Annotated in this window: 20 protein-coding genes; 3 read left to right on the top strand and 17 right to left on the bottom strand. The window is 41.4% G+C overall.

Translation table 11 applies throughout. From position 1 onward, the window contains the following. Positions 1 to 274 precede the first annotated feature (274 nt). The 10 genes from ABIE26_RS03995 to ABIE26_RS03950 form a co-directional block, all read right to left on the bottom strand. Positions 275 to 1,429: a FecR family protein gene (locus ABIE26_RS03995; protein ID WP_310139766.1), complete on the bottom strand. Its 1,155-nt coding sequence runs from the start codon at positions 1,427 to 1,429 to the stop codon at positions 275 to 277. A 344-nt stretch (positions 1,430 to 1,773) separates the two neighbouring features. After that, positions 1,774 to 2,832, bottom strand: a complete 1,059-nt coding sequence (locus ABIE26_RS03990; protein ID WP_310139768.1) for an alpha/beta hydrolase — start codon at positions 2,830 to 2,832, stop codon at positions 1,774 to 1,776. Between the two features lie 73 nt (positions 2,833 to 2,905). Continuing rightward, complete coding sequence (locus tag ABIE26_RS03985) at positions 2,906 to 3,484, bottom strand: DapH/DapD/GlmU-related protein (RefSeq protein WP_310139770.1); 579 nt, start codon at positions 3,482 to 3,484, stop codon at positions 2,906 to 2,908. A gap of 92 nt (positions 3,485 to 3,576) precedes the next feature. Further along, a complete protein-coding gene (locus ABIE26_RS03980; RefSeq protein WP_310139771.1) occupies positions 3,577 to 4,398 on the bottom strand; it encodes a helix-turn-helix domain-containing protein in 822 nt (273 codons plus the stop codon). Between the two features lie 155 nt (positions 4,399 to 4,553). Then, the gene (locus tag ABIE26_RS03975; protein ID WP_310139774.1) at positions 4,554 to 5,129 is read right to left on the bottom strand and encodes an RNA polymerase sigma-70 factor; all 576 of its coding nucleotides are present in this window, start codon (positions 5,127 to 5,129) and stop codon (positions 4,554 to 4,556) included. A gap of 500 nt (positions 5,130 to 5,629) precedes the next feature. Further along, positions 5,630 to 6,013, bottom strand: a complete 384-nt coding sequence (locus ABIE26_RS03970; RefSeq protein ID WP_310139776.1) for an endonuclease domain-containing protein — start codon at positions 6,011 to 6,013, stop codon at positions 5,630 to 5,632. A gap of 981 nt (positions 6,014 to 6,994) precedes the next feature. Then, positions 6,995 to 7,243 carry a hypothetical protein gene (locus tag ABIE26_RS03965; RefSeq protein WP_310139779.1) on the bottom strand — a complete coding sequence of 83 codons (249 nt, stop codon included), beginning with the start codon at positions 7,241 to 7,243 and terminating at the stop codon, positions 6,995 to 6,997. Positions 7,244 to 7,558: 315 nt separating this feature from the next. Next, positions 7,559 to 7,891: a hypothetical protein gene (locus ABIE26_RS03960; protein ID WP_310139780.1), complete on the bottom strand. Its 333-nt coding sequence runs from the start codon at positions 7,889 to 7,891 to the stop codon at positions 7,559 to 7,561. Positions 7,892 to 8,118: 227 nt separating this feature from the next. Beyond that, positions 8,119 to 9,501, bottom strand: a complete 1,383-nt coding sequence (locus ABIE26_RS03955) for an MFS transporter (RefSeq protein ID WP_310139782.1) — start codon at positions 9,499 to 9,501, stop codon at positions 8,119 to 8,121. A 1-nt stretch (position 9,502) separates the two neighbouring features. Continuing rightward, complete coding sequence (locus ABIE26_RS03950; protein ID WP_310139783.1) at positions 9,503 to 10,069, bottom strand: TetR/AcrR family transcriptional regulator; 567 nt, start codon at positions 10,067 to 10,069, stop codon at positions 9,503 to 9,505. 682 nt (positions 10,070 to 10,751) lie between these two features. Here ABIE26_RS03950 and ABIE26_RS03945 point away from each other — a divergent pair. From ABIE26_RS03945 to ABIE26_RS03935, 3 genes are all read left to right on the top strand, one after another. Next, entirely contained in the window at positions 10,752 to 11,627 is an 876-nt protein-coding gene (locus ABIE26_RS03945) for a helix-turn-helix domain-containing protein (RefSeq protein ID WP_310139785.1), read from the top strand. Positions 11,628 to 11,690: 63 nt separating this feature from the next. Then, a complete protein-coding gene (locus ABIE26_RS03940) occupies positions 11,691 to 12,815 on the top strand; it encodes an aldo/keto reductase (RefSeq protein WP_310139786.1) in 1,125 nt (374 codons plus the stop codon). A gap of 10 nt (positions 12,816 to 12,825) precedes the next feature. Continuing rightward, on the top strand, positions 12,826 to 13,671 hold the full coding sequence (locus ABIE26_RS03935; RefSeq protein WP_310139788.1) for an SDR family oxidoreductase: 846 nt from the start codon (positions 12,826 to 12,828) through the stop codon (positions 13,669 to 13,671). Positions 13,672 to 14,260: 589 nt separating this feature from the next. On the opposite strand, the gene ABIE26_RS03930 is transcribed toward ABIE26_RS03935, so the two are convergent. The 7 genes from ABIE26_RS03930 to ABIE26_RS03900 all read right to left on the bottom strand — a co-directional run bounded on the left by ABIE26_RS03930 (position 14,261) and on the right by ABIE26_RS03900 (position 25,706). Continuing rightward, complete coding sequence (locus ABIE26_RS03930) at positions 14,261 to 15,847, bottom strand: ATP-binding protein (RefSeq protein WP_310139790.1); 1,587 nt, start codon at positions 15,845 to 15,847, stop codon at positions 14,261 to 14,263. A 31-nt stretch (positions 15,848 to 15,878) separates the two neighbouring features. Next, positions 15,879 to 17,099 carry a sensor histidine kinase gene (locus ABIE26_RS03925; RefSeq protein ID WP_310139793.1) on the bottom strand — a complete coding sequence of 407 codons (1,221 nt, stop codon included), beginning with the start codon at positions 17,097 to 17,099 and terminating at the stop codon, positions 15,879 to 15,881. Positions 17,100 to 17,490: 391 nt separating this feature from the next. Further along, a complete protein-coding gene (locus ABIE26_RS03920; RefSeq protein WP_310139796.1) occupies positions 17,491 to 18,600 on the bottom strand; it encodes a TlpA family protein disulfide reductase in 1,110 nt (369 codons plus the stop codon). Between the two features lie 46 nt (positions 18,601 to 18,646). Next, entirely contained in the window at positions 18,647 to 20,050 is a 1,404-nt protein-coding gene (locus ABIE26_RS03915) for a RagB/SusD family nutrient uptake outer membrane protein (RefSeq protein WP_310139798.1), read from the bottom strand. An 11-nt stretch (positions 20,051 to 20,061) separates the two neighbouring features. Beyond that, the gene (locus tag ABIE26_RS03910; protein WP_310139801.1) at positions 20,062 to 23,601 is read right to left on the bottom strand and encodes a SusC/RagA family TonB-linked outer membrane protein; all 3,540 of its coding nucleotides are present in this window, start codon (positions 23,599 to 23,601) and stop codon (positions 20,062 to 20,064) included. Positions 23,602 to 23,880: 279 nt separating this feature from the next. After that, positions 23,881 to 24,993, bottom strand: coding sequence for a FecR family protein (locus ABIE26_RS03905; protein WP_310139804.1), 1,113 nt, complete (start codon positions 24,991 to 24,993; stop codon positions 23,881 to 23,883). A gap of 134 nt (positions 24,994 to 25,127) precedes the next feature. Beyond that, entirely contained in the window at positions 25,128 to 25,706 is a 579-nt protein-coding gene (locus tag ABIE26_RS03900; RefSeq protein WP_310139807.1) for an RNA polymerase sigma factor, read from the bottom strand. Positions 25,707 to 26,042: the final 336 nt, after the last annotated feature.

The raw sequence follows: 26,042 nt of genomic DNA, 5'->3' as shown, positions 1-26,042 counted from the left end.
GTTATGAGCAATAATTTGCATAACTTCGTTTTGGTTGAGTTGATAAAAATGTTGTTCAGTAATAATATTTATGCCGGTGTTTAATCGGCAAAGGTTGGCTCAATCATCTGCCGGCAAGTGGTCGAAACACTTTCCGGCTTTTTTCATTAAAGCCCCCTATCTGGTTTAGGTTTTCCTGTTCATTTAAGGCGTTGGTTCTGTTCCTCCTATTCGTTAGTTTCTTAATCTTTATGATCTGGTAAGAGTTGGTTAGGCTCTTTGATGATTTCTGTTTTTATTTAGTTACTATAATTTTCTTTCCATCTATTTTAAACTTTACTTTGGTAAAACGCAGCAGATCTAATGCCTCTGCAGCAGTTAGCTTTCTATCCAAATCGCCGGTAAACCTTCGGTTGGGTATCCCGTTAGGGTACACCACCTCTACATCGTACCAGCGGGCAAGCTGTTTCATTACCACTTCAAGGCTGGCATTGTTAAAGCTAAAAGCTCCTTTTACCCAGGCAGTAGCGTTAGGGTCTGCTTCGGTTACGGTTATGCCAGCGTTGGGGGTAACATGGGATTGCTGGTTGGGTTTGAGGGTTACGGCTCCTCTCTGTCCTGCGGACATCTCTCCTCCTGGAGGAGAGAGAAGGCCCACACGCACCGAGCCTTCCAATAGGGTGGTTTTAATTGCTTCGCCTTCATATGCACTGATGTTAAAGTGCGTGCCCAGTACGGTTATGTTCTGTCCTGCGCTTTGTACTATAAAAGGTTTACGTTTATTCTTTGCTACTTCAAAGTATGCTTCACCTTCAATTTTTACAATTCTTTGGAGTTTATTTCGGTAATCTGATAAAAACTCCAATTTACTATCAGCATTTAACCAGACTTTGGTCCCATCCTGCAAAATAACGAAGTAAGTTCCACCCCGTGGAGTGATGACGGTAAGGAGATGAGATTGCCGCGTCGTGCCTCCTCGCAATGACGGGTTTACGATGCTTCCGTCGTTGTATTTAATGTCGTCGTTTACTACAATACCTGCTTTGGTATCACTAAGGTTTATAGATTTGCCGTTGCTGGTTAAAGTAGCACGGTTGCCACCCGGGGCAATGTCATTGGCATAGTTCGGAGATCCTGAAACAAGTTCAGGATGACGGGCGGTGTTATTGGAAGTATAAAACCAAACCCCAAAGGCAATGGCTGCTACCGCAGCGGCTACGGTAAAAATGCGTGGCCACAGTTTGGTTGTTTTGGCTGGTTTAATTTTTGCACGTTCTGCAATGGCATAATATAAGGCATTCCCGTAAGCAGCTTCATCCATTTCAGAACCTACCGCTTGCTCCATGCTGTCATAGGTAGCATACCAGGCTTCCAGTTCCTGCAATTCCTGCTCGGTAATGGTTCCTTTTAACCATTTACTTGCAAGTACGTCTATTCTATCCTCATTCATTTTTTGGGCCATATATATACAAGCCCCAAAAAACACGGGATACCCTACCTTTTTTTTTAAAAATATTTTAAAATAAATCTTTGAGCTTTAATTTACATCCTTTAGTGGCTTGTTTTTACAATGTTTGATGGCTTATTGGCTCTATAGTCACATGTTTTTGCCATTAAAAAAGCAGAAATGTGATTCCTGCTTTTTTACTCAATGAAATTATTTTTTTTTACCGAATACATTATCCCCGTTCAAACATAACAGATACATTCCCTAAGCCCAATGCCTCAGCCAATCCACTGCTGCACAGCACCGAAACCATCAGCATTATAGTGATAAGTGGCTGTTTCATCGCCTTATTTTAAGTGTTCTTTAAAAAATGTTTCCAGTTTATCAAAAGGAATGACATCTATCTTATCATATAAGTCCACGTGAACCGCGCCAGGAATGATCATTAGTTCTTTTGGCTCGGAAGCCGCTTTATAAGCATCTTCACTAAAATAACGGGAATGCGCTTTTTCGCCCGCAATCAGCAGCATTGGCCTTGGCGAGATCTCTTTGATATAAGTGAGCAACGGCATATTCATAAAGGACAGTGAATTGGTCGCATTCCAGGCACCTGTAGAGTTCAACGAACGCTCATGAAAACCACGAGGTGTACGGTAATAATCATGGTATTCTTTTACAAATTGCGGTTCATCGCCTTTAAGTTTTTCAGCATTCAATATAGGTCCTGGCGCAAATGTTCCTGCTTCCGCGTCTTTCCATCGCTGCTCGCCCAATTGTTCCAGGATTTTAGTGCGTTGTTCCAATGTTGTGGCATCGAAATAGCCTTTTGACATTACCCTGGACATATCGTACATACTTGTGGTTGCCACGGCCTTCACACGTTTGTCAACAGCAGTAGCGTTTAAGGCAAAGCCTGCGAAACCACAGATGCCGATTAAACCGATGCGTTTCCTGTCTACGTTTTTCTGTAGGCCAAGGTAATCCACAGCGGCACTAAAGTCCTCGGTATTGATATCAGGGGATGCCACATTGCGCGGCTGCCCTCCACTCTCACCTGTATAAGAAGGATCGAATGCCAGTGCAATAAAACCTCGTTCTGCCATTTGGTTGGCATACAATCCGGATGATTGTTCTTTTACCGCACCGAAAGGCCCGCTGATGGCAAGGGCGGCCAAAGGCTCGTTACCGTAATTTTTCGGGAGGTATAGATCGCCGGTAAGGATAATGCCGTAACGGTTTTTGAAGTTCACTTTTTGACGGGTAACCTTATCGCTCAGTTTGAAAGTATAATGTTCTGATTTTGCTTTGTCATTCATTGTCTCCGAATTTTGCTTATTCCTATTTTGTGTGCAGGCTTGCCCTAAAAGTAATAGGGCTGTAACCACTACAATTGATAATCTTTTCATTGTTTCTGTTTTAATATTTTGTGTTGTTCACCTCTGCAAATCCCTCGTCTGTTACCGGTTTAAGCCAGCTTACCTATACCTCATTTTCTATTAGTTTGATGACTTTTGCAGGAACGCCTCCTACAATGGCATTGTCAGGCACATCTTTGGAAACAACGGCCCCTGCAGCTACCACTGCATTTTCACCGATAGTCACCCCTGGTAGTATAGTTGCATTCGCCCCTATCCAGGCGTTTCTTTTGATATGGATATGGCCCGGAACAAGTGATTGCCTGTTTTCGGGCGATATTGGATGACCTTCGGATAACAAACTAACTTTGGGTGCTATCAACACGTTATCTTCAATTGTAATACCGCCCAGCCCAAGAAAGGTACAGTCAAAGTTTATAAATACATTCCTGCCTATTTTGGTAGTCTTACCATAATTGATATTTAAAGGTGGAAACACAGTTGTGCTTTCGTCAATTTTGCTACCAGTGATCTGGCCCAATAACGCCCTGATCTCCGCCGGATCAGAACAACCATTCATCTGGGCTGATAATTTCATTGTTGCAAAAGAAGCCTCCCGCATCCTGTACGCTTCCGGGTCGCCGGGCAGGATGGTTTCACCACTTCGTAACCGTTCAAATATATCCGTTGCTCTTTTCTCCATTTTTGTCCTGTTGAATACAATGCAAAGTTAAAAACAAAGCCCCGCAGTGACTTTACTGCGGGGCTCAAATAACTTTTCTGCCAGGCTCAATTTTAAATCTCAGTGGGTGGAAATCCATACTGCTTTTTAAATGCGGTAGAAAAATGAGAAGGATTTCTAAAACCTACCTCTACATATACTTCCTGTACCTTTTTCCCTTCCTCTTTCAGTTTGACGTAAGCCGCTTCCAAACGTCTTTTGATGAGCCATTTCTGAGGGCTTAGGCTACTGATCTTTTGAAAATCCCGCTTGAATGTGGCAAGGCTTCTGCCTGTATATGAAGCGATCTGCTCCATTGTGAGATCATCCATGTAATTGTCATTCAGGAACTCCAGAATATCTATTTTCCAGGGTTCAGTAAAGTCAAACAAAATAGGGAAGAAAATATCCGAATTGTTTAGCAGGGCATAAATACCCTCCTGCAATTTTAGATGGGCCACCCCGTCGGTCGGTTTCACATTGTCCTCAAAATAGGGAGTTAGAGACTGGAACAGACTGGTAATATCGGCACGCGACTCGATCTTGATAACGTTTTTATCTGAAATACTTACTTTCTTAGGTATATCAGTCTTGCTGAGCTTGCTATAAAAATCACGCAGGACGCCCCGGTTAAAGGTCAGTGAGATACCTTTATAAAGCTCATTGCCCTTACTGTTCTTGTACATCATCAAACGGTGGTTGCGCCGGATAAATGCGCATTCCCCCGCCTTTATCGTAATCTTTTTATTCCTGTCCTCGATCACCTGTTCTCCGGAATACAGGTACAACAATACGTGTTCCGGTGTAGCGTGAATACATTTTTCGCTGTAGTCCGAAAAACAGGAAAGAAATATACCTGAATAGTTAATGGTCTTTAATTTATCTGGCTGTTCCATATAACTGTATTAATTATTCCCTATGGCAAAAGTAGCAATTACATTACCTTTCTTCATTACGCTAAGGCTCATTTAACTTTGCTCACCGGCTCATGTTTAGGATTTTGTTTGGGGCCATTAAATGATGTAAAAACAGGCCATCAAAAAAGTATAAGTTACATGAGCATCAAAATCAGCATTGCAGAATTGCCGAATTTGGTTTTTAAAACCTTCATGGCGCTGGTAATGTGTTTTTCAACCGCCTTTTCTGTAATGCCCATTTCTTCGGCAATTTGTTTATTCGTTTTGTCGCTTTCGCGGCTCATGGTAAAAACCAGTTTGCATTTTGGGGGCAGCGCATTAATGGTTTCGGCCAGTTTGGCTTTCAGGGCTTCAATGTCATACAAATTCCAATCGTGGTTTTCACGGTTTGCGTAACTGGCTTCCAATTCATGTTCCAGGTTTTGTTGTTTAACCCTTTTGGCCCTGTGCTTATACACCTCAAATTTGGTGGCCACAGCCAGATAATGTTCAAAGCTGGTTTTTAACTCAAAGCCCTCGCGCCTGTTCCATAAATTCAGGAATATATCCTGCACCACTTCTTCGGCTTCGGCAACATCATCCAGCTTTTTAGCGGCCACAAAGAGTAATTTTTGCCAATAGGCATCGTAAACCTGCCTAAAGGCCACAGCATCCCCTGCCTTTAGCAAGGCCGCCAGTTCGGCATCTGTATATTTGCTGTAATCAGCCATGGTATGCAAATTATCCCTCTATATAAATTTACTTATTTTCTGGTAAACTTAAATAAGTTCGAATTAAAAACCACACACCCAAAGTTGACAATCAGCTGGTTTGGTTCAAAAACCGCGTTTAAGCATCAAAAAACAAGATAATTGTTGCAAAATAAATTTAGCACACAGTAGTGTGCGAAAAAGAAAAAAGGCAAGCAGGCTAATATCTTACGCGAATGAAACTAGCTGATGGGTATTATTCGTATAGGGATGATGGGTTGTTAGGCTATATGAGCAACCGAGTATAAAATTATCGCATAAAAAAGCGGCAGATAGTATGAACCACCTACCGCAAATTAACGCTCTCGCAGCGAAGATAGAAAAAAATATAAAAGTATAAAGATACATTCCCTCTCCCCGTTGGGGAGAGGTGCCCGCAGGGCGGTGAGGGGCCTCCTCTCTGGGCTTCGCCCATCTCTCCTCCCTGAAGAGAGAGAATGCATGTGCATCTAACTAACGTTTTAGCATTTTAAGTGCAAAATTGTTTCTTCTATTTTTGTCAATACACACTCCATACAATCAAAAACATCCGCATTCTGGAACCGTAACACCTGGTATCGCTGGCTTCTTATAAATGCATCTCTGTTCATATCATAAGCGCTTTGTGCAATGTCATCATGCACTGCTCCATCCAGCTCTATAACCAGCCTGTACTGCGCACAATAAAAATCTACAGTATACGCACCAATGCTATGCTGTCTTCTAAATTTAATTTGCTTAAACCTTCTGTCTCTTAAGGCATACCACAATAGTCTTTCAGCTGGTGTAGCCTCCAGCCTGAGTTGCCTTCTGAATGCTACTTTTTCTATAAATTCCGTTTTGTTTGTAAATCTCGTTTTGTTCATATACTCCATATTATACTTACGAACTTATAGGAATAGGTAGCTTACATCCACAATTTAGCACAGGTATTTTTGCACCTTACATTCCTTCTCCCCTTTGGGGAGAAGTGGCCGCAGGCCGATGAGGGGCTGTTGCCTACTCCTCTCTCCCCTTCGGGGATCTCTCCTCAAGAGGAGAGAGAAAGCCGATGTACCTAATTACCAGCTCAATCTTTAGAGTCAAGATTATCCGTTTCAAAAAAATGATACGGATATACCCGGAACTATCCGGTTTTGTTCCGGCTCTGCCCTGCACCCCATCCCACATTTGCTGTACAAAACTATATAAACCATGTACAGCACAAACATTTTAGCCGAACCGAAACCAACCATTTTAAGGCAGCGTTTTTACCAGCCAGACAATTACTTGCATAACAAGGCTATTATAATGAGCGATGGAAACCTTTTGAAAAAGGAAAAAATTATAGCGCATTTTTGGTCACACTAAATAATTTAAGGATTTTAATTACTAGCCACAGAATGGGGATATTTTTTTCCTCGTATTGTACTTGTTAAAAAAATTAAACGGGATACCAGGTTTTGTTTCAGGTATCTAGGCTAAGGGAAAGATGTTGGCTAAAGAAATGCTCCGCTTTATGAAAAAAGCGGGGCATAAAAATATTAAGATGCAAAAATGTCGCGATACTTATGACAAATGATCTATTTTACGCTAAACAAGGCCAGCTTGGCTATAAACTTAAAATCCTTGGTATTGTAAGTAAACAATTCCAAATCTGTTTGTATCGCAGTAGCTGCTATCATCGAATCAGCAAGAGCAAGCAGTAAGATCAGCCTTATTGGTGGCACCTAATATTAACTCCATTTTTGTAATAGATGAAATTAAAATGTTAGAAAGTCCAATATTTTGGTCTAAAATGATTTTGGTTTCGGAATGGCGCTTTTGACTGGCATCAAAATAATCGATCAAGACATCTGTATCACAAATTATCTTTTTCTTTCCCATCCTGAACTCCTGAGTTGAGTTGCGTTTAAACCTTTACCGGTAAATACTTCATGTAATTCTGAAATATCTATAGACTCATCCCCTGGCACCATGGTAACACCATTAATCTTTATCTCTTCTTTTCTTTTGGATACAGTCTTTTCACAAACGGAAAAGCCTAAATATTTCCCTAAATCCTTTAAGGCTTCCAGGGTCTTATTGCTTTTATATTTAATAGTTACCTCTTTCATAATTGATATCTACGCTTCAGTATACAAATTTACAAAAATCTTTTGCAATTATACCTATTCTACAACCACCATATTCTTTCCAAGCGTTTTAAACCTAACACTATTCTTACCTTTCATAAGCAGCCTAGCTACCTCCCCGTTCTTAAATAAATTGTGATTTCCATATTTTATTCGTTTTAAAAAAGCACCAGAAGCGTGGAAAGGTCTAAGCGTGCATTAAAACAGCCATTTATGAGTGATGGGCGGCTTACAGCAAAATATACGAGGTCAAGTCAATAATATACTGACTTGACCTCGTATCAGCCTTAAAAAAATTTACAACTGCTCATCATAATCCTCGGCTTCTTTACTATCGTTCAGATCATCATCACCTTTTTCATCGTCTATATCCGATTCTTGATAGGAGTTTGAGTTGTCTTGCTGGTCATATTCCGAGGTTGATGATCCCCGCTCGCCGCCACCAGCTCCTTGCCCGCCATTTCCGTTGCCGTTTTGCTCCCGTGGATCGGCCCCACCGGCAGGATGGTTACCTCCGTTACCGTTATCACCAGCGCCATTTCGCGGCTGTTGCTGCTGACCTGCAGAATTCTGTTCCTGACCTGGTTGTTCCAGATTACCCTGTTGTTGATTTTGCTCTTGATTTTCCATGGTATGAATTGTTTAGGTATGTATAACAAGCTCAAAAAAACTAAGTTTCGGTTTAAATACCTGTTTTCCAAGGATTAATACGCGTTTAATTCACAGCACAAGGGGTTACTACCGCAACCATTCTGGCAACCGCCAACCTTACTGATATTGATTACGGGGGCAGAGGCCACGCTTGGTGTGGAATACGGCAGCAGGATACTCGCTGTTTGGCGTGAAAGAGAGAATGGTTAGGTGGGCTTGTGTTTGGGTAAGATAGAAAGTAGAATTCCTACCCCTAACACACAAACCAATATGGCAGTTAAGCCTGCCTGAAAAGCCTGCTGCCAGCCATGAGCTGAAAATGTAAAGAATATTCCGCCTATAATGCTCACGCCCAATGCCGAAGCCGTTTGCTGGAAAGTAGAATAGATTCCTGCAGCGGCGCCTGCATATGCTGCAGGTACACGTTGAAGCACAATGTTTAAAAGGGAAGGCAATACCAATCCATTTCCCAGCCCCCAAAGCCCCATTAGCGAAATAATTATCCAGGTTTGAACCCCGGGGGTCCATAGTATCATTTGTAATATAAAGGCCAGCGCAAGCAATACTACCCCTACCTGTAAAACACGCTTACCAAAACGCACTATTAGTTTTGAAGCAACTATAGAAGAGAAAATAAACATAATGCCGGGCAAAATAAAATACAAGCCACTATGCAGCGCAGAAATTCTAAGTCCTTTCTGAAGGTAAACCGCACTAAGCAGCAAATAAGAAGTATGCAGCATAAAATGAAACAATACTGCAAACAAACCGATGTTAAAATCTTTGAGCTCAAACAGGCGCACATCTATTAGCGGGGTTTTACCTGCCGCCAGTTTAGCCTTCTGGTCATAAATAAAATACGCAAATAACAGGATAGAAAATACAATAAGCAGGATACTCCATAAAGGCCATCCTGCTTCGCGCCCCTGGGTTAATGGATAAATAAGGCTAAATAAAGCCAGCGTTAAAATCAGCACCCCGGCATAGTCAAACTTACTGCCCAGGTTGCCGGTTGTTTCGGTAACATATCGCTTAGTGGCCCATAAAGTAAATATACCTATGGGCAGGTTAATAAAGAAAATCAGCCGCCAGCCTGCAATTGCCCAATGGGTATCAGAAAGATAACCTCCCAGCACCTGGCCAATTACCGCAGCTAAGCCTAAAGTAATACCGAACAGACCAACAGCCCTGGCCCTTTCGCGTTTATCTGTAAACAAAATTTGAATGAAGGCAATGGTTTGAGGCACCATAAAAGAGGCACTTAAGCCCTGCAGAAACCGGGTTAGGTTCAACTGCAAAGGTGTTACAGAGAGGCCGCACAGGCAAGAGGTCACCGTAAAAGCAAACATGCCCCAGAAAAATACCTTTTTTCGCCCAAAATGATCGCCAGCCCTGCCACCGGTAATCAGGAAAGCTGCATAGCCCAGCAGGTAACCGGCTATAACCAGTTGAACTTCTGCATCCGTGGCATGAACGCCTGCCTTAATTGCCGGAATAGCAATATTGATGATAAATACATCGATTACAGAGAGTAACGGTGCTGACAGCACAATGACCAGTTCCAGCCATTTGTTTTGAAGGGTTTTCATCTTACAGGAATTTTTCTATGATCCCCTTTGCAGCTTGCAGGTCATCCGCCGTTTTGAATACAGCGGCTGCAGTTACACCGCCTTCGAGCAAAAGAAATATCATTTCACTGAGTTCTTTATCGGATAAAAGCTTTTTATGCTCCGAGCCAGAAACCAGTTTTACAATAAAGCTTTTCAGCTGCAGTTTCATTCTCTGTATTTCGGCCAGTACCCTGGGTTCACTCTGGCCCGCCTCGGTATTTGCCTTTATAAAAGGACAACCTCTATATTCGCGGAACTGCTGCCGTTCACTCAGATGGTCAAAAATGGACAGTAATTTCTGTTTAGGATCTTTAGCTTTATCTACCCAGGTTTGCAGGTTTTCAAACCATTCTCCTCTGAAGCGCTCGATATAAGCAACCATCAGATCTGCCTTAGATTCAAAGTGCTTATAAAGCGATGCTTTGGCAATATCTGCTTCGGCTATAACCTGGTTAATGCCCGTTAAATTATATCCTTGATGGTAAAAAAGCCTTTCTGCTGTATCCAGGATTTTATCAGTTACGTTTTGTCCCCTCAGTTTTTTCATGATTGAGTTTTTTGATGAGGGTAAAGCTACGAACACAAATAGACAGATTTGTCTATTTAATGAAATATTACAGACTAACCTGTAGCATTTTGCATTTCCCTCTCCCTCCGGGAGAGGTGTCCGAAGGACGGTGAGGGTTGGCGCTTTACTCCTCTCTGCCCTACGGGCCTTTAGGTTTGTATAAGATTTTGTTAAGTGCAAAATAAGTTTTTTTAAGTGCTGATTAAGACAGCTATAACAGTGAAGAGGCGACTTATCCTACGGGCAAGATTAGAGATCTAATTCATGATTCATGCCTCTTCACTGTTATTGATTGCAAAGATTTAAATATTCCAGACATTTATTTGAAAAGTTAACACAGACAGGGGCGAACTAACTTGCGGGCAAGATTAATGATCTACTTTATGATTTAGGCTCCTGGCTGCTGTTTAAACAAGCTTCAAATAGAAATTCGAGTGTAAAGACTCATTAGTAAGGTATTGAGTGTGTTTAAATAAATTAACGGTAACCCAAAATATAAGTTATGAACTGGAAGTAATCAACGCAGTAAGGAATAAACTTGTACAACGTTTATTCAGTTGTGTGAATAATAATAGGTTATATAAGAAAGCGTACTCGGATCAAAACTCCCTCGTGGCAGTTTAGTTAGCTGTGTATTCTTTGATTTTCTTAACTTTGCAGTATGTCAGCAAATACAGAACCCGCTATTTCGGCATTCGGTGCAGAAGTGAAGCTCAAAGGATTTAAAGTTTATGAGGTGGATGTGAATACACCCAATGGGCATAGCTATAACCGGAAAGACTTTTATAAGATCAGTTTGAATACCGGCAAATACATCTTCCATTATGCTGATAAGAGTTATGAAACAGGGGAAACTATTTTGTTTTTTAGCAATCCACGCATTCCATATTCCTGTGAAGTGATTTCCCAGACTGATGGATATGCCTGCCTATTTACAGAAGAATTTTTCAGGTTAAGCGAAAGGTCTGAAAGTGTATTGCATTCGCCACTATTCAAGATTGGCGGAACACCGATATTCCAGATCACCAAAACGCAGAAGACCGAAATTGCTGATATTTTTAAGAAAATGATTGCTGAACAGGACTCTGACTATGCTTATAAAGATGAATTAATCCGCAATTACATCGGTTTGATCATTCATGAGGCCTTGAAATTACAGCCTTCAGATAACAGTCCTTCACAGAAGAATGCGGCGGTTCGCATAGCTTCGGTATTCCTGGAGTTGTTGGAACGGCAATTCCCGATTGAAAATATGGGTCAGCCTTTAGCGCTGCGGACAGCCCAGGATTACGCTGAGGCTCTTTCCGTGCATGTGAATTACCTGAACAGCGCCGTGAAGGAAATCACCGGGAAGCCAACAAGCATCCATATTGCTGACCGGATTATTAGCGAGGCAAAAGCGCTGTTGCAGCACACCGATTGGAGTATAGCTGAAATCGCATACGCTCTGGGTTTCGAATATCCAACCTATTTCAATAACTTTTTCAAGAAGAAGACCGGGCAGGTTCCTAAAACAGTCCGGGCAGCCCATCTTTGATAATTATACTTTTCCATTTGTATTTCTTTATTTCAGAAATTTAGTTATGGCGATCTTTGTGTTATGAAAGATCAGCAAGCAATCAACCGTCGGGATTTTTTGGCAATGACAACCTTAGCAGGTGCTGGCCTGATGGCTGCGCCATTGTATTCTTTTGGATCAATAAGCTCATCTGAAAAAACTAACAAAGTGGAAAATAAAATGAAAACAAGAAAACTGGGAACATTGGAGGTCTCTGAAATTGGGCTTGGTTGTATGAATATGACTGGCAACTATAATCCGCCTGCAGATCACCAACAATCAATTGCAACAATCCGTAAAGCATTTGAAAGTGGCGTTACGTTTTTTGATACCGCGGAAGTGTATGGCCCTTATCTGGACGAAACACTTGTTGGAGAGGCATTACAGCCGTTCCGTGATAAGGTGAAGATCGCTACCAAGTTTGGTTTCGCTATCGATGGCACGGTTGCACTGGATAGCCGCCCTGCCCATATAAAAAAAGTGCTGGAGGAATCATTGAAACGCTTGCGCACAGACCATATTGATCTATACTATCAGCACCGTGTCGATCCAAATGTACCGATAGAAGAAGTGGCAGGGACGATAAAGGAACTGATTCACCAGGGAAAAGTCTTACATTTCGGATTGTCCGAAGCTAGTGCAAAGACCATCCGTCGAGCACATGCAGTTCAACCTGTATCGGCAGTCCAATCTGAGTATTCGTTGTGGACACGTAATGTGGAGCTGAACGGAGTGCTTGATACCTGTGAGGAACTTGGTATCGGCTTCGTGCCATGGTCACCCATAGGCGCTGGCTTTCTTACCGGAAAGTATGATACGAATACGAAGTATGACGAAAAAACAGATTTCAGGGCTGGGTTCCCGCGTTTCTCAAAGGAATTTATGCCATTGAATATGCCAATCATCGAATGGCTAAAGGGTTATGCGGCCAAAAAGAACGCTACACCTGCACAGATAGCCCTCGCATGGTTGCTGGCCAAAAGCCCAAACATTGTTCCTATTCCTGGTACCCGTTACCAATCACACTTATTGGAGAATCTTGGAGCACAAGAAATTGAAATGAGTAAAGAAGATGTTCAGGAGATAGAAACTTGCCTTTCAAAATTCCCTGTGTATGGAGATCGTATGGGAGAAGCTCACATGAGTTCAATTGATTATACCTTTTAAATCTTAAATTATGACAGATAAAGTATGGCTCATTACCGGCGCAGGGCGCGGTATGGGAACTGATATAGCTAAAGCGGCACTTGATGCGGGACACCGTGTTATCGCTACCGGACGTAATCCTGAAAAGGTCCTTAAAGCGATTGGCGATCATAAGAACCTATTAGTTGTGAAGCTTGATATTACCAATGTGGCAGATGCGGAAGCCGCAGTTCAGACTGGGGTGAGCAAGTTTGGTAAGATTGACGTGCTGGTAAATAACGCTGCAAATTTCAATGCCGGTTATTTTGAAGAGCTTTCTATGGAAGAAGTTGAAGACCAGTTGGCAACCAGCTTATTCGGGCCAATGAAAGTAACAAAAGCGGTTTTACCTGTTATGCGCAAACAACGCTCAGGGCAAATTATAACCATATCATCGACTGCAGGACTAACGGGCTACACATTCTGCTCCGCTTACTCTGCCTCAAAATTCGGTCTCGAAGGCTGGATGCAATCATTGCAAACTGAGGTGGAACAATTCGGCATCGAGACAACCATTGTTAACCCCGGTTTTTTCCGGACTGAATTGCTTACGGAAGAATCTACAAAGTATACAGAAAACACGATTGACGATTACGACGAAGGCAGGAAACAGCAACTGGAGTTTTGGAAGGGTGCAAATGGTCAGCAGACAGGTGACCCAGCTAAACTTGCCCAGGCATTAATTACTATTGTGGATGCATCTAATCCACCCAGGCGTTTCCTCGCAGGGGCTGATGCTGTTGCTACCGCAGAGCAGGTGGCAGAGCAATTGCAAAAGGAAACCAACGCCTACCGTGAACTATCAAATTCATTGGCATATGATGAGTCGGCTAGTTAGTAAAAAATATATGGTGTTATTAAAGTCGTGGGATGGTTGGGGTCAATCTATTGCTCATGACTTTTTTTGATTTAAAATTTGGTTTAACCATAGAAATCATTTTACTGCGTAGAGCTCGCTGAAGGGGTAAACATGCATTCCTTTCCTCCTTTTTTTTGTTCCCTTATTTAAAACGCCCAAAGAGAACAACTTCTCTTTAACCATCTTAGATAAGTTCGAATTATAAACCACACACCGAAAGCTGACAATCAGCTGGTTTGGTGTGCGAATGAAAAAACAATGCCCCGCAATAATAGAGGATTGCAGGGCATGTATCATTTAACAGTATGAGGGATACTGAAAACATCCATTTTCAGGAGGGGCAAACATAGTTCATGCTGTTATAGCCGCAAACCTAGTTGTTGTGGTGTAGTGTTGCAAATCTTTTACGCGAACAGGCCAATATCTTACGTGAATGAAAGGTTTTGTTAGGTAAGCATCTGGACAGTGATACAAATATCATTTCGTACATCACCCTAAAAACGCCTGAAACAAAATAAAATTCCAAATACCCGCATTGGCATCTCACATACACTTGGGTTGGTATAAATTAACTGGTTTCGCTATTTTGTTCAAAGGGTAAAAGGATACTGAAAACTGCGCCGTTATGGTTGGTAACACTAATGCTTCCCCCATGGGCAACAACGCATTGTTTAACTATGGCCAGCCCTAGTCCGGTACCATTAACGGCATCGGTGGTTATAAAAGGATCAAAAAGGGTACTGATGATTTCTGATGGGATACCGGGCCCATTGTCTGCTACAGTGATTTGTACCTGGTTGCTTTTATCATCAAGGCTGGCGCTGATCTGGATGGCGGGTTCTTTTACCTTTTTAGCTTCCAGAGCCGTAATAGCATTATTAATGAGGTTTAGCAGGGCCCGTTTTATTTTTCGTTCATCCAATGGTACAAGCAGTTCTGAAGGAACTGACCGCTGTATGGATATGTGCTGCTTATCAGTACGGACAGCCATGTACACCGCAGATTCAATCAGGCGCTGTAAATTAACCGGCGCCTTTTGAACCGGCTTTTCTTTGATAAAGTCCAGGAAATCATCAAATATCTCTGATGCTTCGAGTGCACATTCGTCCAGCAGGTGCGTCCACTCCGGTTCCTTGTTTTCTTCCATCATCATACTGGTAATCATTTTCATGTTTTTGATGGGCGAACGGAGATCGTGCATCACCATGCCAATGGCTTTACCTACAATAGAAAGCTTTTCTTTCTGGATAAGTTGTTCCGTCAGTTCTGCGTTGCGAATGGCCTGGGCTGCATTTTGCACAAATAGTTTAAGCAGGTACATTTTTTCGGTTTTTAGTTTCTCCTGTTTTTGCAGTACTGCAAAAACTGAATAACTGTCCATGCGGGCAAGAACCAGCTCCTCGAGTTGAACCACTTCATCGGCCGCAATGCTGATTTTTTTTACCCTGTTGATCAGTTCATCAAGGTTAATCCTTGCTTCGATTGCCCCGATAGAAAGGATTTTTTCGTAGCTGAAATCATCATTTAATTTACCTAGAAGGGCCATATCGGTACCTACAGAGATGGCCAGCTGTTCAAGGATGTTTTTGAGCAGGGAATTCAACTGCCGCTCGCTTAAACCGATTGAGGATATGGATTCAATTAGTTTTTCGAGATTGCGAAGGCGGTCGTAATCTGTGATGGCTTTTGTAGCCAGCAATGTAATTTCTTCAGCGGCGTAAGGCTTGCAATGGTAGCCTACATTTTGGCCAGCTTTATCTACTATATCTTCTACAGACTGGTCACTATAAGCAGTAATGAAGATAATCTCGGCCTTGCTGTCGTATTTACGGATCTGCATAGCGGTTTCAAGTCCGTCCCAGCCTGGCATACGGATGTCCAGGAAAATGACGGCATAGGGCTTTCCTGCCTTAATTGCTTTTTTTACCATTTCAACACCTTCCATCCCGTTAGCGGCTTTTTTTACCGTAAAAACAGGAATCTGACTTGCACGTGGGGTCAGGATTTCCTGGGGCGTATCAAACAAAATGCTGGCAGCTGCAGTAATGCCGCTATCGGCAAGGTCTGCCTTTCGGGGTGTAAGTATCTCTTCAATGTTATCGCGTACCAGTTCTTCATCGTCAATTACCAATACAGCGGTATTTACTTGGTTCATAATTAAGTAGATTAGGGATGGATTTTAAATACTAATAGCTAAACCTGATCAGGGTTGTTGCGCCAAGGCCGGGGCCATTGCTACTCACCTCAATAGAGCCGGCATGGCTTTCTATGATGGATTTGCAATTGTAGAGTCCAAGGCCTGTACCTGTGTTTTTTGTGGTAAAGCCCCTTTCAAAAATATGGGTGGCGGTAGCAGCATCAAAGCCCTTCCCGCTGTCCATTATTGTCAGTTCCAACAATTCATCTTTAGGAAGCAGTTCAATAGAAATGTTCTTTTTCGGGGCATCTAAATCGATGGCTTCGATACTGTTTTTTAGCAGGTTTAAAATTACCTGCATCAGCTTGGTACGATCGCCTTTAATCAATGGCACCTCTGCTGGCGCATTTATGCTAAAGGCAATCCCTTTTTTATCATAGGAGGCAAACAGCATAGACTGGCAATCGTGGATGATCTCTTTTAAACTAACCGGTTTGCGCTCAGGCGTGCCCCTGCCTGTTATATAATGGCGTTGTATGTTCAGTATTTCCTGGATATGGCTCACTATACTCAGCTGTTCGGTAACTGCGCGGCGTATTTCTGCCTGACTATCTTTTTCCGACTTGGCAATCCCCTCTATGAGATTTAGCAAAGCACCGGCCTTCTGTTCGCCCAGGGCTGTGGCCAGCGCATCTTGCTGGCTTTTTAAAAACAGTGCCGTGTTTTCCAGGTTTTTTACATTATCCAGTTCCATAGCACGGTTAATGCGTGTTAAATACGAGCCAAAGCCTACCACGGCGTTGCCAATATCGTGCAATACCTCCGAAGCGATTTCGAACTTACCCTGTGCTACGGCATTGTCCAGCTTAACCTGCTGCATGGCCTTTTCTTCCTGGTATTTAGCAGTCTGGTCGTCAAAGCCTACAATAATGCAGTCCTCAAACATTTTACTAACGCTGAACTGGATATGCTTCTCTACCTGGTCATTCGGAGGGGGCAGTTTAAACTTGTGCAATTCGTTGTAAATGATCTGGCCGCCAGGTTCCCTGTAACTCTTAATCCGCTCTGTCATGCCCGGGAAGATCTTATCAAGAATGGGATAGAGGTTTTCGGTATCCAGCTCATAGAACTCACACACAGGATGTAACAAAGTTTGGCCAGCTAAATTTAGCATTGTTATTCTGCCATCCTCTTTAATTTCGGCAAGGCCCAGGGGGGCATAAGTAAAAATGGCATTGAACTTCTGTTCAGAAAGATCTGATTGCTTCATGGGATGATTGTTTTTGATCTTTTATAAAACTATACTACAGTTAAACATTAACGTGAACTTAATGTTTTTAATTGACAAACAAAACTGCTCATCATAATCCTCGGCTTCTTTACTATCGTTCAGATCATCCTCACCTTCTTCATCGTCAATATCCGATTCTTGATAGGAGTTTGAGTCGTCTTGCTGGTCATATTCCGAGGTTGATGATCCCCGCTCGCCGCCACCAGCTCCTTGTTCGCCATTTCCGTTGCCGTTTTGCTCCCGTGGATCTTGAAAATAATTGACCAGCAGTTCCTCCTAAGACAGCTTAGCTTATATACAAAAAGCCCCTGGATAATATCCAAGGGCTTAACAATTGTAAATTTACGAGAATACAAAAAGGTATTTAGCGTTAATTAATTTTAGTACTATACTCCTTTAACTTAGTTTCGTATTCTTTAACAGTATAATCCATTACCGAACCAACCATCGTACCTTCCTTTAAAGCTTTTTTTGCAAGTTCCAGTGCCTTTTCCTGATGTATTGCCGCATTTGCAAAATCGCCGGCTTTAGCATAACAAGTTGCTAAGGCATCAAATATTAGAGGATTTGTCACCTTTTCTGTACTACCAAAGTTTTTTACAACCCATAGATAGGTTTCTTTGGACAAGTTGTCTCTTTTATATATTTGCTCTAAATACATAGATGCAGCACTGGGATAATCCCATTTTGAAGCAAACTCTTGCACGTCCTTAAGACTAAAATTGTCAAGCAATATGCTGAACTTCATCAAATCGAATGAATTTTTCATTTGAGGCAAATCAGTCTTTCCTCTTTCCATCAATTCAAATGCTTTTTTGAAATCTTTTGCTTTTATTGCATCTTCAATTGGCTTTAGTACAGCCGTTATTTTTGCAGATTGATCTCTACCTGCATTTGCCCTTTTTTCAAAAGATGCTTTAAAAGCTTGCATATCGTACTTACCTGAAATTATTTTTGGTATAATGGTATCAAGTTCAGCAGGACTACCAATCCACATGACTTTATTATCCTTAATTATAAAAGTTGATGGAATACCATTTTCGCCTGCAGCCTTTAACCAATTGTTACCCATATGCTGCTCGTTGTTATCAGCAATTACAGAATAGCCCATATTTGCATCATTCCCCTTTACATACTTAACAACGGCAGGCAACGAACTCTCGTAAGGTTTATCTTTAGCAACTTTTTCCCATACACCGACACCAATAAATGTTGCTTTATCTTTGTATTCCTCCTGAAGTTTGGTAATATGGGGCATAGCTGCCTTACAAGGCCCACACCAGGTTGCCCAAAACTCCAGGATGTAAAGCTGGTCGCCATCAAAGGATTTTAGAGGCTTTCCTTTGATCCATTTTGAATATTTTAAGGCAGGGGCAGTATCGCCAATCGTTAGTTTATTTGAACTTTGACCGCTTGCATTATTAATACCTAAGCAAATACAAAGCGATATTATAAGTATTTTTCCAATTTTATTTTTCATGACTTTTATTTTATATTGTTATTTATGGTGTCTCTATTTTGGAGCATTAATAGTTTTGGCTTAATGTTTCGTTAAATTGTGTAGCACTTTGTGGAAAAGGGAATATGTACAATTTGGAATCGGGCATTAAAGTATAGGTTTTGCCACTAACTGTCCTGGTAATGGTTTGCTGGTATTTGCCCTCCCTGTTCCACCTTTTGATGTTGATAAAGTTCCTGATCGTAAAAATAAATTCAATTCGCGAGGTCTTTTGCAGATAGCCCATTGCCTGTGCTTCCGTTGTAGCGGAAAGCGTAACGTAATTGGCAGGATCGATGCGACGGATCCTGATTTTGTTTACCTCATCCATTCCTTCGTTGATTTTATTGGTCCGGATAAGGCATTCGGCTTTCATTAAAATTAAATCCGAAACGGTCATACCGGCAGAGTTACCCTGGTAATTAATTGCCAGCCAGGCAGGGCTGTTATTTAAACCTACATACAATTGTCCATAAAGGTAATTATAGGTTTCCGTCCTATCTTTGATGATATTTCCAGCTTCATAATTTGTCAATACCTCCGGAGACGCAGTTAGGATAGAAGGGTCGAAACTATTACCAAATGCATAAAATATATTATCGGCAGCACTAATTCCCACCCGGCTAAGTGTCCGGGCCGAAATGGGATTGATGGCCAATAACGGACGGTGATCTTCCAGGGTGCTATTGTATTTCAAAGCTTCGTTTACGGCCTCCAGTGCAGCCGGATAGTTTCTCATAGATAAAAGTACCTGTGCTTTCACACCATAAGCAAAACCTTTTCCAATACGCATACTGTTCTTAGGAGTACTAAGCAGCCCTTCAGCAGAAATTCCCGCATCCAGGTCCGCTAATAAATTGTCGTATACTTCTTTTACAGTCTTCTTGTCATTGACCTTATCAAAAACAATATCTTTTACGTAAGGTATACCACCATCAGTTGCAGCTGTTGCGGGGTCATAGGCTTTGGCATAAATGTTTACCAAACGGTAATGTAAAAATGCCCTTAAAATATAAGCTTCTGCTTTCAGCTGTTTAATCAATTGGGCATCGCCGCTTGCCTGATCGCCCATGGTAATCACAATATTTGCCACTTTAGAAATGGTAGCATAAATCCCTTCATATCTCGAATCAGTTGCAGTCAGACCTGCCCTATCGCCTGTCTCGTCATAAGTCAGCAAAATTTTATTTACACTCTGAACCCCGGAAATTACATTTGGTACATTATCCGCCAGAAGATAATTGTCGTTAATCAGCATAGTCTGCCTTAAGTAATCGTAGGCCGGTCCGGAAAAATTGACGTTCATCAGCAAATCCAAGTCACTGGCACGGTTGAGTAAATTCTGCCCTTTGGGCGTGATATCTGTATATTTTGCACATCCAAACACTAATGTCAGGATGATAATGGCTGCAAAGGATAATATTTTTTTCATGTTCATCATCATTAAAAATTAGCATTCAGACCAAAAACAAACGAAGTAGGAATCCTTGCACCGCTGGTTTCAGCATCTATACGGATATCCTTTTGCTTATACCATACAATATTCGGATTGTCTATCTGCAAACGTAGCCTCAGGTTTGCGGCTTTAATTTTCGATGCGATTTCGCGTGGAAGCATATAGCCCATAACGATGTTCCTGATCTTGAAAAAATCCGCGCTTCGCACCAGGTTATCAGCGTAATAGTATTGGTTATTCAATGGAACCTGGTAAAACTGACCACTGGCAGGCACATCTGTATTGGTATTCGTTGGCGACCATCCGTTTAACACGTAAGAAGGTGTCTGATTGTAGCTAGGTCCAGGATATCCAATAGGTACTTGCCTTGCCCTAAAGTAATTTCCACCCTGATAAATTGCAAAAACGCTAAGACTAAAACCTTTGTAACTAAAATCATTATTGACTGCAAGGTTATATTTTGGGTCTTCATTTCCCATGTAAACTATAGCATCCGCGTCATTCGGTCCAAGCGAGGCTGTTGTGGGTTGTCCCGCAGCATTGTAAAACTGAGGAACACCGGTAGCGCTTAATCCGGCAAATTTAAACGCAAAAATAGAGGCAACCGGATAGCCTACTTTGAAGGATCCTCCTGCGGCTAAGGTGAAAGGGTTTCGGGTCAGTTCGTCTACACTGATTACCTTGTTGTTATTCAAAGACCCTGTTAAATTTGAGGACCATTCAAATCCGTTCCTGGATGTTGGTCTAAACCAGTCATATCCTAAACTCAATTCAAGTCCCTTATTAACCATACTGGCGTTATTTATGGTCATGGAAATGAACCCTTCTGATGGATCAAGCCGTTTATTGGCAAACAAATCTGTACCTAATCGTCTGTACCAATCTATCGCTCCTCTTAAACGGTTATCCAACATAGCAAAATCTACTCCAATATTTGTAGTAGCAGTCTTTTCCCACCTTAGCTGAGGGTTAGGTGGATTAGATACGCTGGCATTTGGCAATTGTGTTACCGGGTTTATTCCTGTAGTAGCCGCCAGAAATGCAGTTACATTTTTGATGTTTCCAGTTAATCCGTAAGAACCTCTGACTTTCAGGTAATTGATTAGCTTTATATCTTTAACGAAATCCTCATTGGAAGCAATCCATGAAGCCCCTACAGACCATAGCGGCCTTCCACGATATTTTTCATCTCCACCAAACAGGTCAGCATAATCCTTCCTGGCCGAACCAAACAGGTTGTATTTTCTATCATAGGTATAGGTAACATTTGCATATCCCGAGCCATAACGATGTTTGGTTTCACGTGGGTCTAAGGCCATACTTGAAATCTGCCCGAAATGATATTGACGTGTAGGATAATTAGCATCCCACATTGCGCCATTGTTAATGTTATACAGTGTACCAAAATTTACCTGATTGGTAGATTGGGTTTGCAGCTGATCATCAAAACCTAATAAAATACCTTTGGTGCCTGCATTTGTAAGTGTTTGGCGGAATTCTGTTCCGATTAAGGCGATTACACCGTGTTTACCAAATTCCCTGTTGTAATTGGCCTGTGCCCGGGCCGTGTAATTGGTGCTTTTATATTGCGCAGTCATCATTTTACCGCCTTTTGGTAAAAGGTTGGTATAAACATAATTTCCAGCGGTGCCTGTACGGCTTGTATACACATTCTGGAGAATTCGCATCGTATAACTCTCGGCCTCTGAATAAGTAGAGGAAGTACTGCGGCCATCCTCAACCTGGAACATAGGTGATATGGTCAGGCCCTGCAAGGGTTTAAGGTTCAAATTCACATAATACCTCGTGTTTAATGTAGAGTTGTTATTAAAATCACGTTCCAGCTCATCAAGGTGGTTGAACTTAAATGAAGCCAGGGCTGAGCTGGTTTCGTTATTAATCGCATTGTAACCATTAAAACGACCGGTATAGTAATACGCCCTTGTGCCGTCATCATTCAGTAGTTTATAATAAGCCGGCACATTGCTTGGATCATTGGCAAATTCACTATTGTGTGCCCTGATCTTACCAATCACGCTATTTACACCATAATCCAGATCTAACCACTTTCCTACATTATAAGAGCCTTTGTAAAATAAATTGAGGGTTTTAGTAAAAGAATTTATCAGGGCTAAATTATTTCCGCCATTATTAAAGGTAGTATAATTGACAACCAGGCTGTTTTGATTTTTACCATTATTGGTCCTTATGGCAAAATTATACTGCTGTGTTAACCCGGTTTGAATCGCGTTATCTTTATATTGAGCAAGAAAATCATTCTTCTTCAGGTCATTCAATACTGCGTCAAGCTGAGTTTGGTTAATTGTCCCTTTTTTCTGCTGATAATAGGCGTAGGCAATGGGGGTAATAAAAGTTGATGAGGCTATTCTATTTTCGAAATCCCCAATTGGATTTGCAACTACAGGCCCGCCGTTTCCGCCACCGCCAAACCACCATTTATAGTAGTCACTCTCATAATCTACCTGCTGGGCAGGGCTCATCCAATTTTGATAACTGTAGTCTGGTTTTTGTGTGATGCTGATGTTGCCGGAAACTTCTATCGCTGTTTTGCCAACTTCCTTAGCTCGCTTTGTAGTGATTACAATTACACCATTTGACGCCCTGGCACCATAAATTGCAGCAGCAGCAGCATCTTTTAATACGCTCACACTCTCGATATCATAGGGATTAATTTGATTGATATTGCCTTCAATGGGCAATCCATCTACAACATACAGAATTCCGCGCATCGTATCATCGAAAGTACTTAAACCCCTGATGGTTGTGCGCAAGCGGGTTTGTACCAGTCCCGGCACAAGCCCTTCCAGGTTTTGCATGATATTGGTGCTGTTTCTTTTGTCGAGTTCAGCACTCCCTATTGTTGTTACAGATCCGGTCATTTTTATCTGTTGTATTTTCTGATATCCTGTGTTTACAATTGCTACCTCTTCCAAGTTGCTGGAGATCAGTTTTAATTTTATAGAAAGATCAGCTTCCTGTATAGATTTCACGACAGTTTCCGTACTTAAGTAACCAACATATGAAATCACCAAGATATCATCTACAGCAGCCCCAGAGATAAAAAAACGACCATTCTTATCTGTTACGGCACTGATGTTCTTGCCTTTCACCTTAACGGTAGCGCCGGGCAATGGCTTTCCGGTTTCATCTAATACCCTTCCTGAAACCTCAATAAAATTGAATTTAGACACCAGCTGATCTACGAATGAAGGTGTTCTTTTAGATAAAACGATCACCTTATCCTTAATTTCGAAAGTAAGTCCTTGTCCATCCAGAATTCTGGATAAAGCGTTTTCCAGATCTACATTTCTTAAATTCAGACTAACCGTTTTATTTGTGTTGATTAATTTTGAATCGTAAACGAAATCATACCCGGTCTGAGTTCGTATTTTTTTGAAAACAGATTCCAATGAAGCGCTCTTTTCGCTTAATGACACCTTCTGTGCAAAGCCCGCAGCAGAAACCTGCATTAGAGAAGCGATGAATATAATTATGACTAGTTTCATAATTAACAATAGTTTTTGCGGCAGCCACAGGCGTGACATACCTTGGTTAAAAGCATATATTTCCATACTTTTGATTGGTTTGAGTTGATACTTGTTGTTGACTACATCATTTGTTCTCCCGAATATTCGGGACGGTCGCTCAAACTCGCCGGAAAGTGTTGACAGCACTTTTCGGCTCTTTTTCAACGGCCTTACTTTGCTTTTAACTTTTCTGTCGTAAATGTCTTCTCATTTTGGTTTGGTTTAGGTTTATTATATAGTTCTCGGGTTGATTTATTTTTATCGCGGCAGCGCGGTTACGTTACGCCCATTTATTTTAAAACGCATTTGCCCAGCCGCACCTAATCTTTCCAGCACAATTGAAAGTGACTTAGACCGGGATATAAGACCATTAATAGATATAGATTTTAGGCGGGGATCAGCATATTCGACCTTGATGTCATACCACCTCTCAATTTGTTTCATCACACGCTCCATAGCTGTTTCCCTAAAATAAAAATCATTATTCTTCCAGGCCAGTTCTAAATCTATGTCTGCTGGCATAACATCCAACTTACCATTATCATTAATGGCAAGCTCCCCAGGTTTAAGTACATATTTATTGTCTATGAGCACACTTCCTTCTAATAAGGTGGTTTTTGTTGTATGCTCGTTGCTATAACTGTTTATGTTAAAATGAGTACCCAGCACTTTAACATCCTGATTCCTGGTTCTGACTATAAAGGGATGTTTTTTATCTTTCGAAATCTCGAAGTAAGCCTCTCCGGAGAGCTCTACCCGCCTTTCAGTTAAATAAGAAAAAGATGCCGGATAGCTTAGCGAAGATCCTGCATTCAGGAAAACTTTAGAGTTGTCAGGCAGAATGATCTTACTCTGTTCACCATTGCTTGTCTCTAAAGTATTGTATGCTGTAACAGTTCGGCCGGATGGCTTCACTTTATAAACAATCATCCCATCGGCAGTTTTGATAATGTTGATATCCGGGTCATCAACCAACATCCCAACAGACGCCTCAGAAATAACTATCTTTTTCCCGTTTCCTAAGGTTAAAGTAGCACCATCTTTACCGGCAGGAATATCTTTTGTGTAGGAAACAAGCTTTGCTGAATCTGAGTTTTTACGATTGTGAAAGTAAAAACCGCCTCCAAATATCAATATAATTGCAGCGGCGGCAGCAAAACGTTTAAACAGCTTAAAATGATAAGGTCTGCTTTTCCGATCAATCACTTGCCACATGTCCAATTCGGCCTTAGCAAAATCTTCATCTTTTAGCCCGGTGGGGCCATCAGAATTAAATTTATGAATATAATTAAGAGCCTGCCGCTCTTCAACCGCAGTAAAGCTGCCCGCAGCCAGCTTATCCAGTAACTCGTTAATTTGGCTTTTATCCATACGGCCTGTCAGTTGTTAATATTTTACAATTTTATGCCACATAGACAACTCAGCCCGAGCAATCAACCACAAGCATTTAACTTTTTTTTCAAAAAAATAAATATTAAAAAAAACGACGATTAACAGGTTTAAAATCACCTCTGCAGCATATAAATTGCAAAAACCATCACGCCCAGTTTATTTTTCAAATGAACAGCAGCACGCTGGAGTTGAGTAGCCACAGTATTTTCAGAAATGTTCAAGTCCTTTGCAATCTGTTTCACCGACATGTACTGCCGGTACTTCAACTCATAAATTTCACGCATCCTGGGTGGCATAGCCGCAATTTCCTTTTCCACTAAAGCAAGGATATCCTTTTCCCGAATCAGAAAATCAGTCTCTTTTGAATCTACATCTACTTCTAATGACTGACTAAGTACATGATGCCGGATTACACGTTTGTGCTTCCATATATTCAATATTTTGTTCAGAACAGATTTATATAAAAACCCGGATAGATAAGTTTTTAGAATAAAATCAGCGCGGTTTTCCCAGAGTCCGATAAAAACTTCCTGGATCACATCCTTTGCTTCATCTTCTATCTGTAATCTCTTATAAGCGTATGCAAACAAAAGCCCGTTATAGCGATTGTAGATTTCCTTAAAAGCGTTATGATTATTATCTTTCAATAATGCAATCAACTCTTTGTCAGTTTTTTCACTATAGTTCGACATCAGTACTTCCTGTTGGACAAAAATAATTAAAGGTTTTTAGCAAATCCCGCTTCATTGATAAGTTGGCTATAAAGCTACGAAAAAAGCGGTTGCGCTTTTTTAACTCGGCAGCATCTTTAGTCTCTGGTATAAAAAATTCTTCTACATAATTCTATCTTCTGGTTGTTACCCTTTTCGCTTTAACAACACCCCTGCTTAAAACTGGAACAGGATCACTTGTTCCGGCAAATTTTACAGCGGCTTCCCATATTTCAGGTAACCACTATCTCTGTCTCCAATCCCAAAAACATAGCTTTGACTATTTTTATTCAGTGTATGCAAGATTGTAAAAGGCTT

It is taken from the genome of Pedobacter africanus, from assembly GCF_040548825.1.
GTDB classification, from domain to species: Bacteria; Bacteroidota; Bacteroidia; order Sphingobacteriales; family Sphingobacteriaceae; genus Pedobacter; species Pedobacter africanus_A.
This window is presented reverse-complemented; position numbering and strand designations above follow the sequence as displayed.

Bases quoted from the DNA above. Each gene is read 5' to 3' on its own strand.
- ABIE26_RS03920 (WP_310139796.1), bottom strand. From the start codon at position 18,600: ATGAAAAATAAAATTGGAAAAATACTTATAATATCGCTTTGTATTTGC.
- ABIE26_RS03980 (WP_310139771.1), bottom strand. From the start codon at position 4,398: ATGGAACAGCCAGATAAATTAAAGACCATTAACTATTCAGGTATATTT.
- ABIE26_RS03990 (WP_310139768.1), bottom strand. From the start codon at position 2,832: ATGAAAAGATTATCAATTGTAGTGGTTACAGCCCTATTACTTTTAGGG.
- ABIE26_RS03975 (WP_310139774.1), bottom strand. From the start codon at position 5,129: ATGGCTGATTACAGCAAATATACAGATGCCGAACTGGCGGCCTTGCTA.
- ABIE26_RS03900 (WP_310139807.1), bottom strand. From the start codon at position 25,706: ATGTCGAACTATAGTGAAAAAACTGACAAAGAGTTGATTGCATTATTG.
- ABIE26_RS03910 (WP_310139801.1), bottom strand. From the start codon at position 23,601: ATGAAACTAGTCATAATTATATTCATCGCTTCTCTAATGCAGGTTTCT.
- ABIE26_RS03965 (WP_310139779.1), bottom strand. From the start codon at position 7,243: ATGAAAGAGGTAACTATTAAATATAAAAGCAATAAGACCCTGGAAGCC.
- ABIE26_RS03935 (WP_310139788.1), top strand. From the start codon at position 12,826: ATGACAGATAAAGTATGGCTCATTACCGGCGCAGGGCGCGGTATGGGA.
- ABIE26_RS03905 (WP_310139804.1), bottom strand. From the start codon at position 24,993: ATGGATAAAAGCCAAATTAACGAGTTACTGGATAAGCTGGCTGCGGGC.
- ABIE26_RS03950 (WP_310139783.1), bottom strand. From the start codon at position 10,069: ATGAAAAAACTGAGGGGACAAAACGTAACTGATAAAATCCTGGATACA.
- ABIE26_RS03925 (WP_310139793.1), bottom strand. From the start codon at position 17,099: ATGAAGCAATCAGATCTTTCTGAACAGAAGTTCAATGCCATTTTTACT.
- ABIE26_RS03960 (WP_310139780.1), bottom strand. From the start codon at position 7,891: ATGGAAAATCAAGAGCAAAATCAACAACAGGGTAATCTGGAACAACCA.
- ABIE26_RS03930 (WP_310139790.1), bottom strand. From the start codon at position 15,847: ATGAACCAAGTAAATACCGCTGTATTGGTAATTGACGATGAAGAACTG.
- ABIE26_RS03915 (WP_310139798.1), bottom strand. From the start codon at position 20,050: ATGAAAAAAATATTATCCTTTGCAGCCATTATCATCCTGACATTAGTG.
- ABIE26_RS03940 (WP_310139786.1), top strand. From the start codon at position 11,691: ATGAAAGATCAGCAAGCAATCAACCGTCGGGATTTTTTGGCAATGACA.
- ABIE26_RS03955 (WP_310139782.1), bottom strand. From the start codon at position 9,501: ATGAAAACCCTTCAAAACAAATGGCTGGAACTGGTCATTGTGCTGTCA.
- ABIE26_RS03995 (WP_310139766.1), bottom strand. From the start codon at position 1,429: ATGAATGAGGATAGAATAGACGTACTTGCAAGTAAATGGTTAAAAGGA.
- ABIE26_RS03985 (WP_310139770.1), bottom strand. From the start codon at position 3,484: ATGGAGAAAAGAGCAACGGATATATTTGAACGGTTACGAAGTGGTGAA.
- ABIE26_RS03970 (WP_310139776.1), bottom strand. From the start codon at position 6,013: ATGAACAAAACGAGATTTACAAACAAAACGGAATTTATAGAAAAAGTA.
- ABIE26_RS03945 (WP_310139785.1), top strand. From the start codon at position 10,752: ATGTCAGCAAATACAGAACCCGCTATTTCGGCATTCGGTGCAGAAGTG.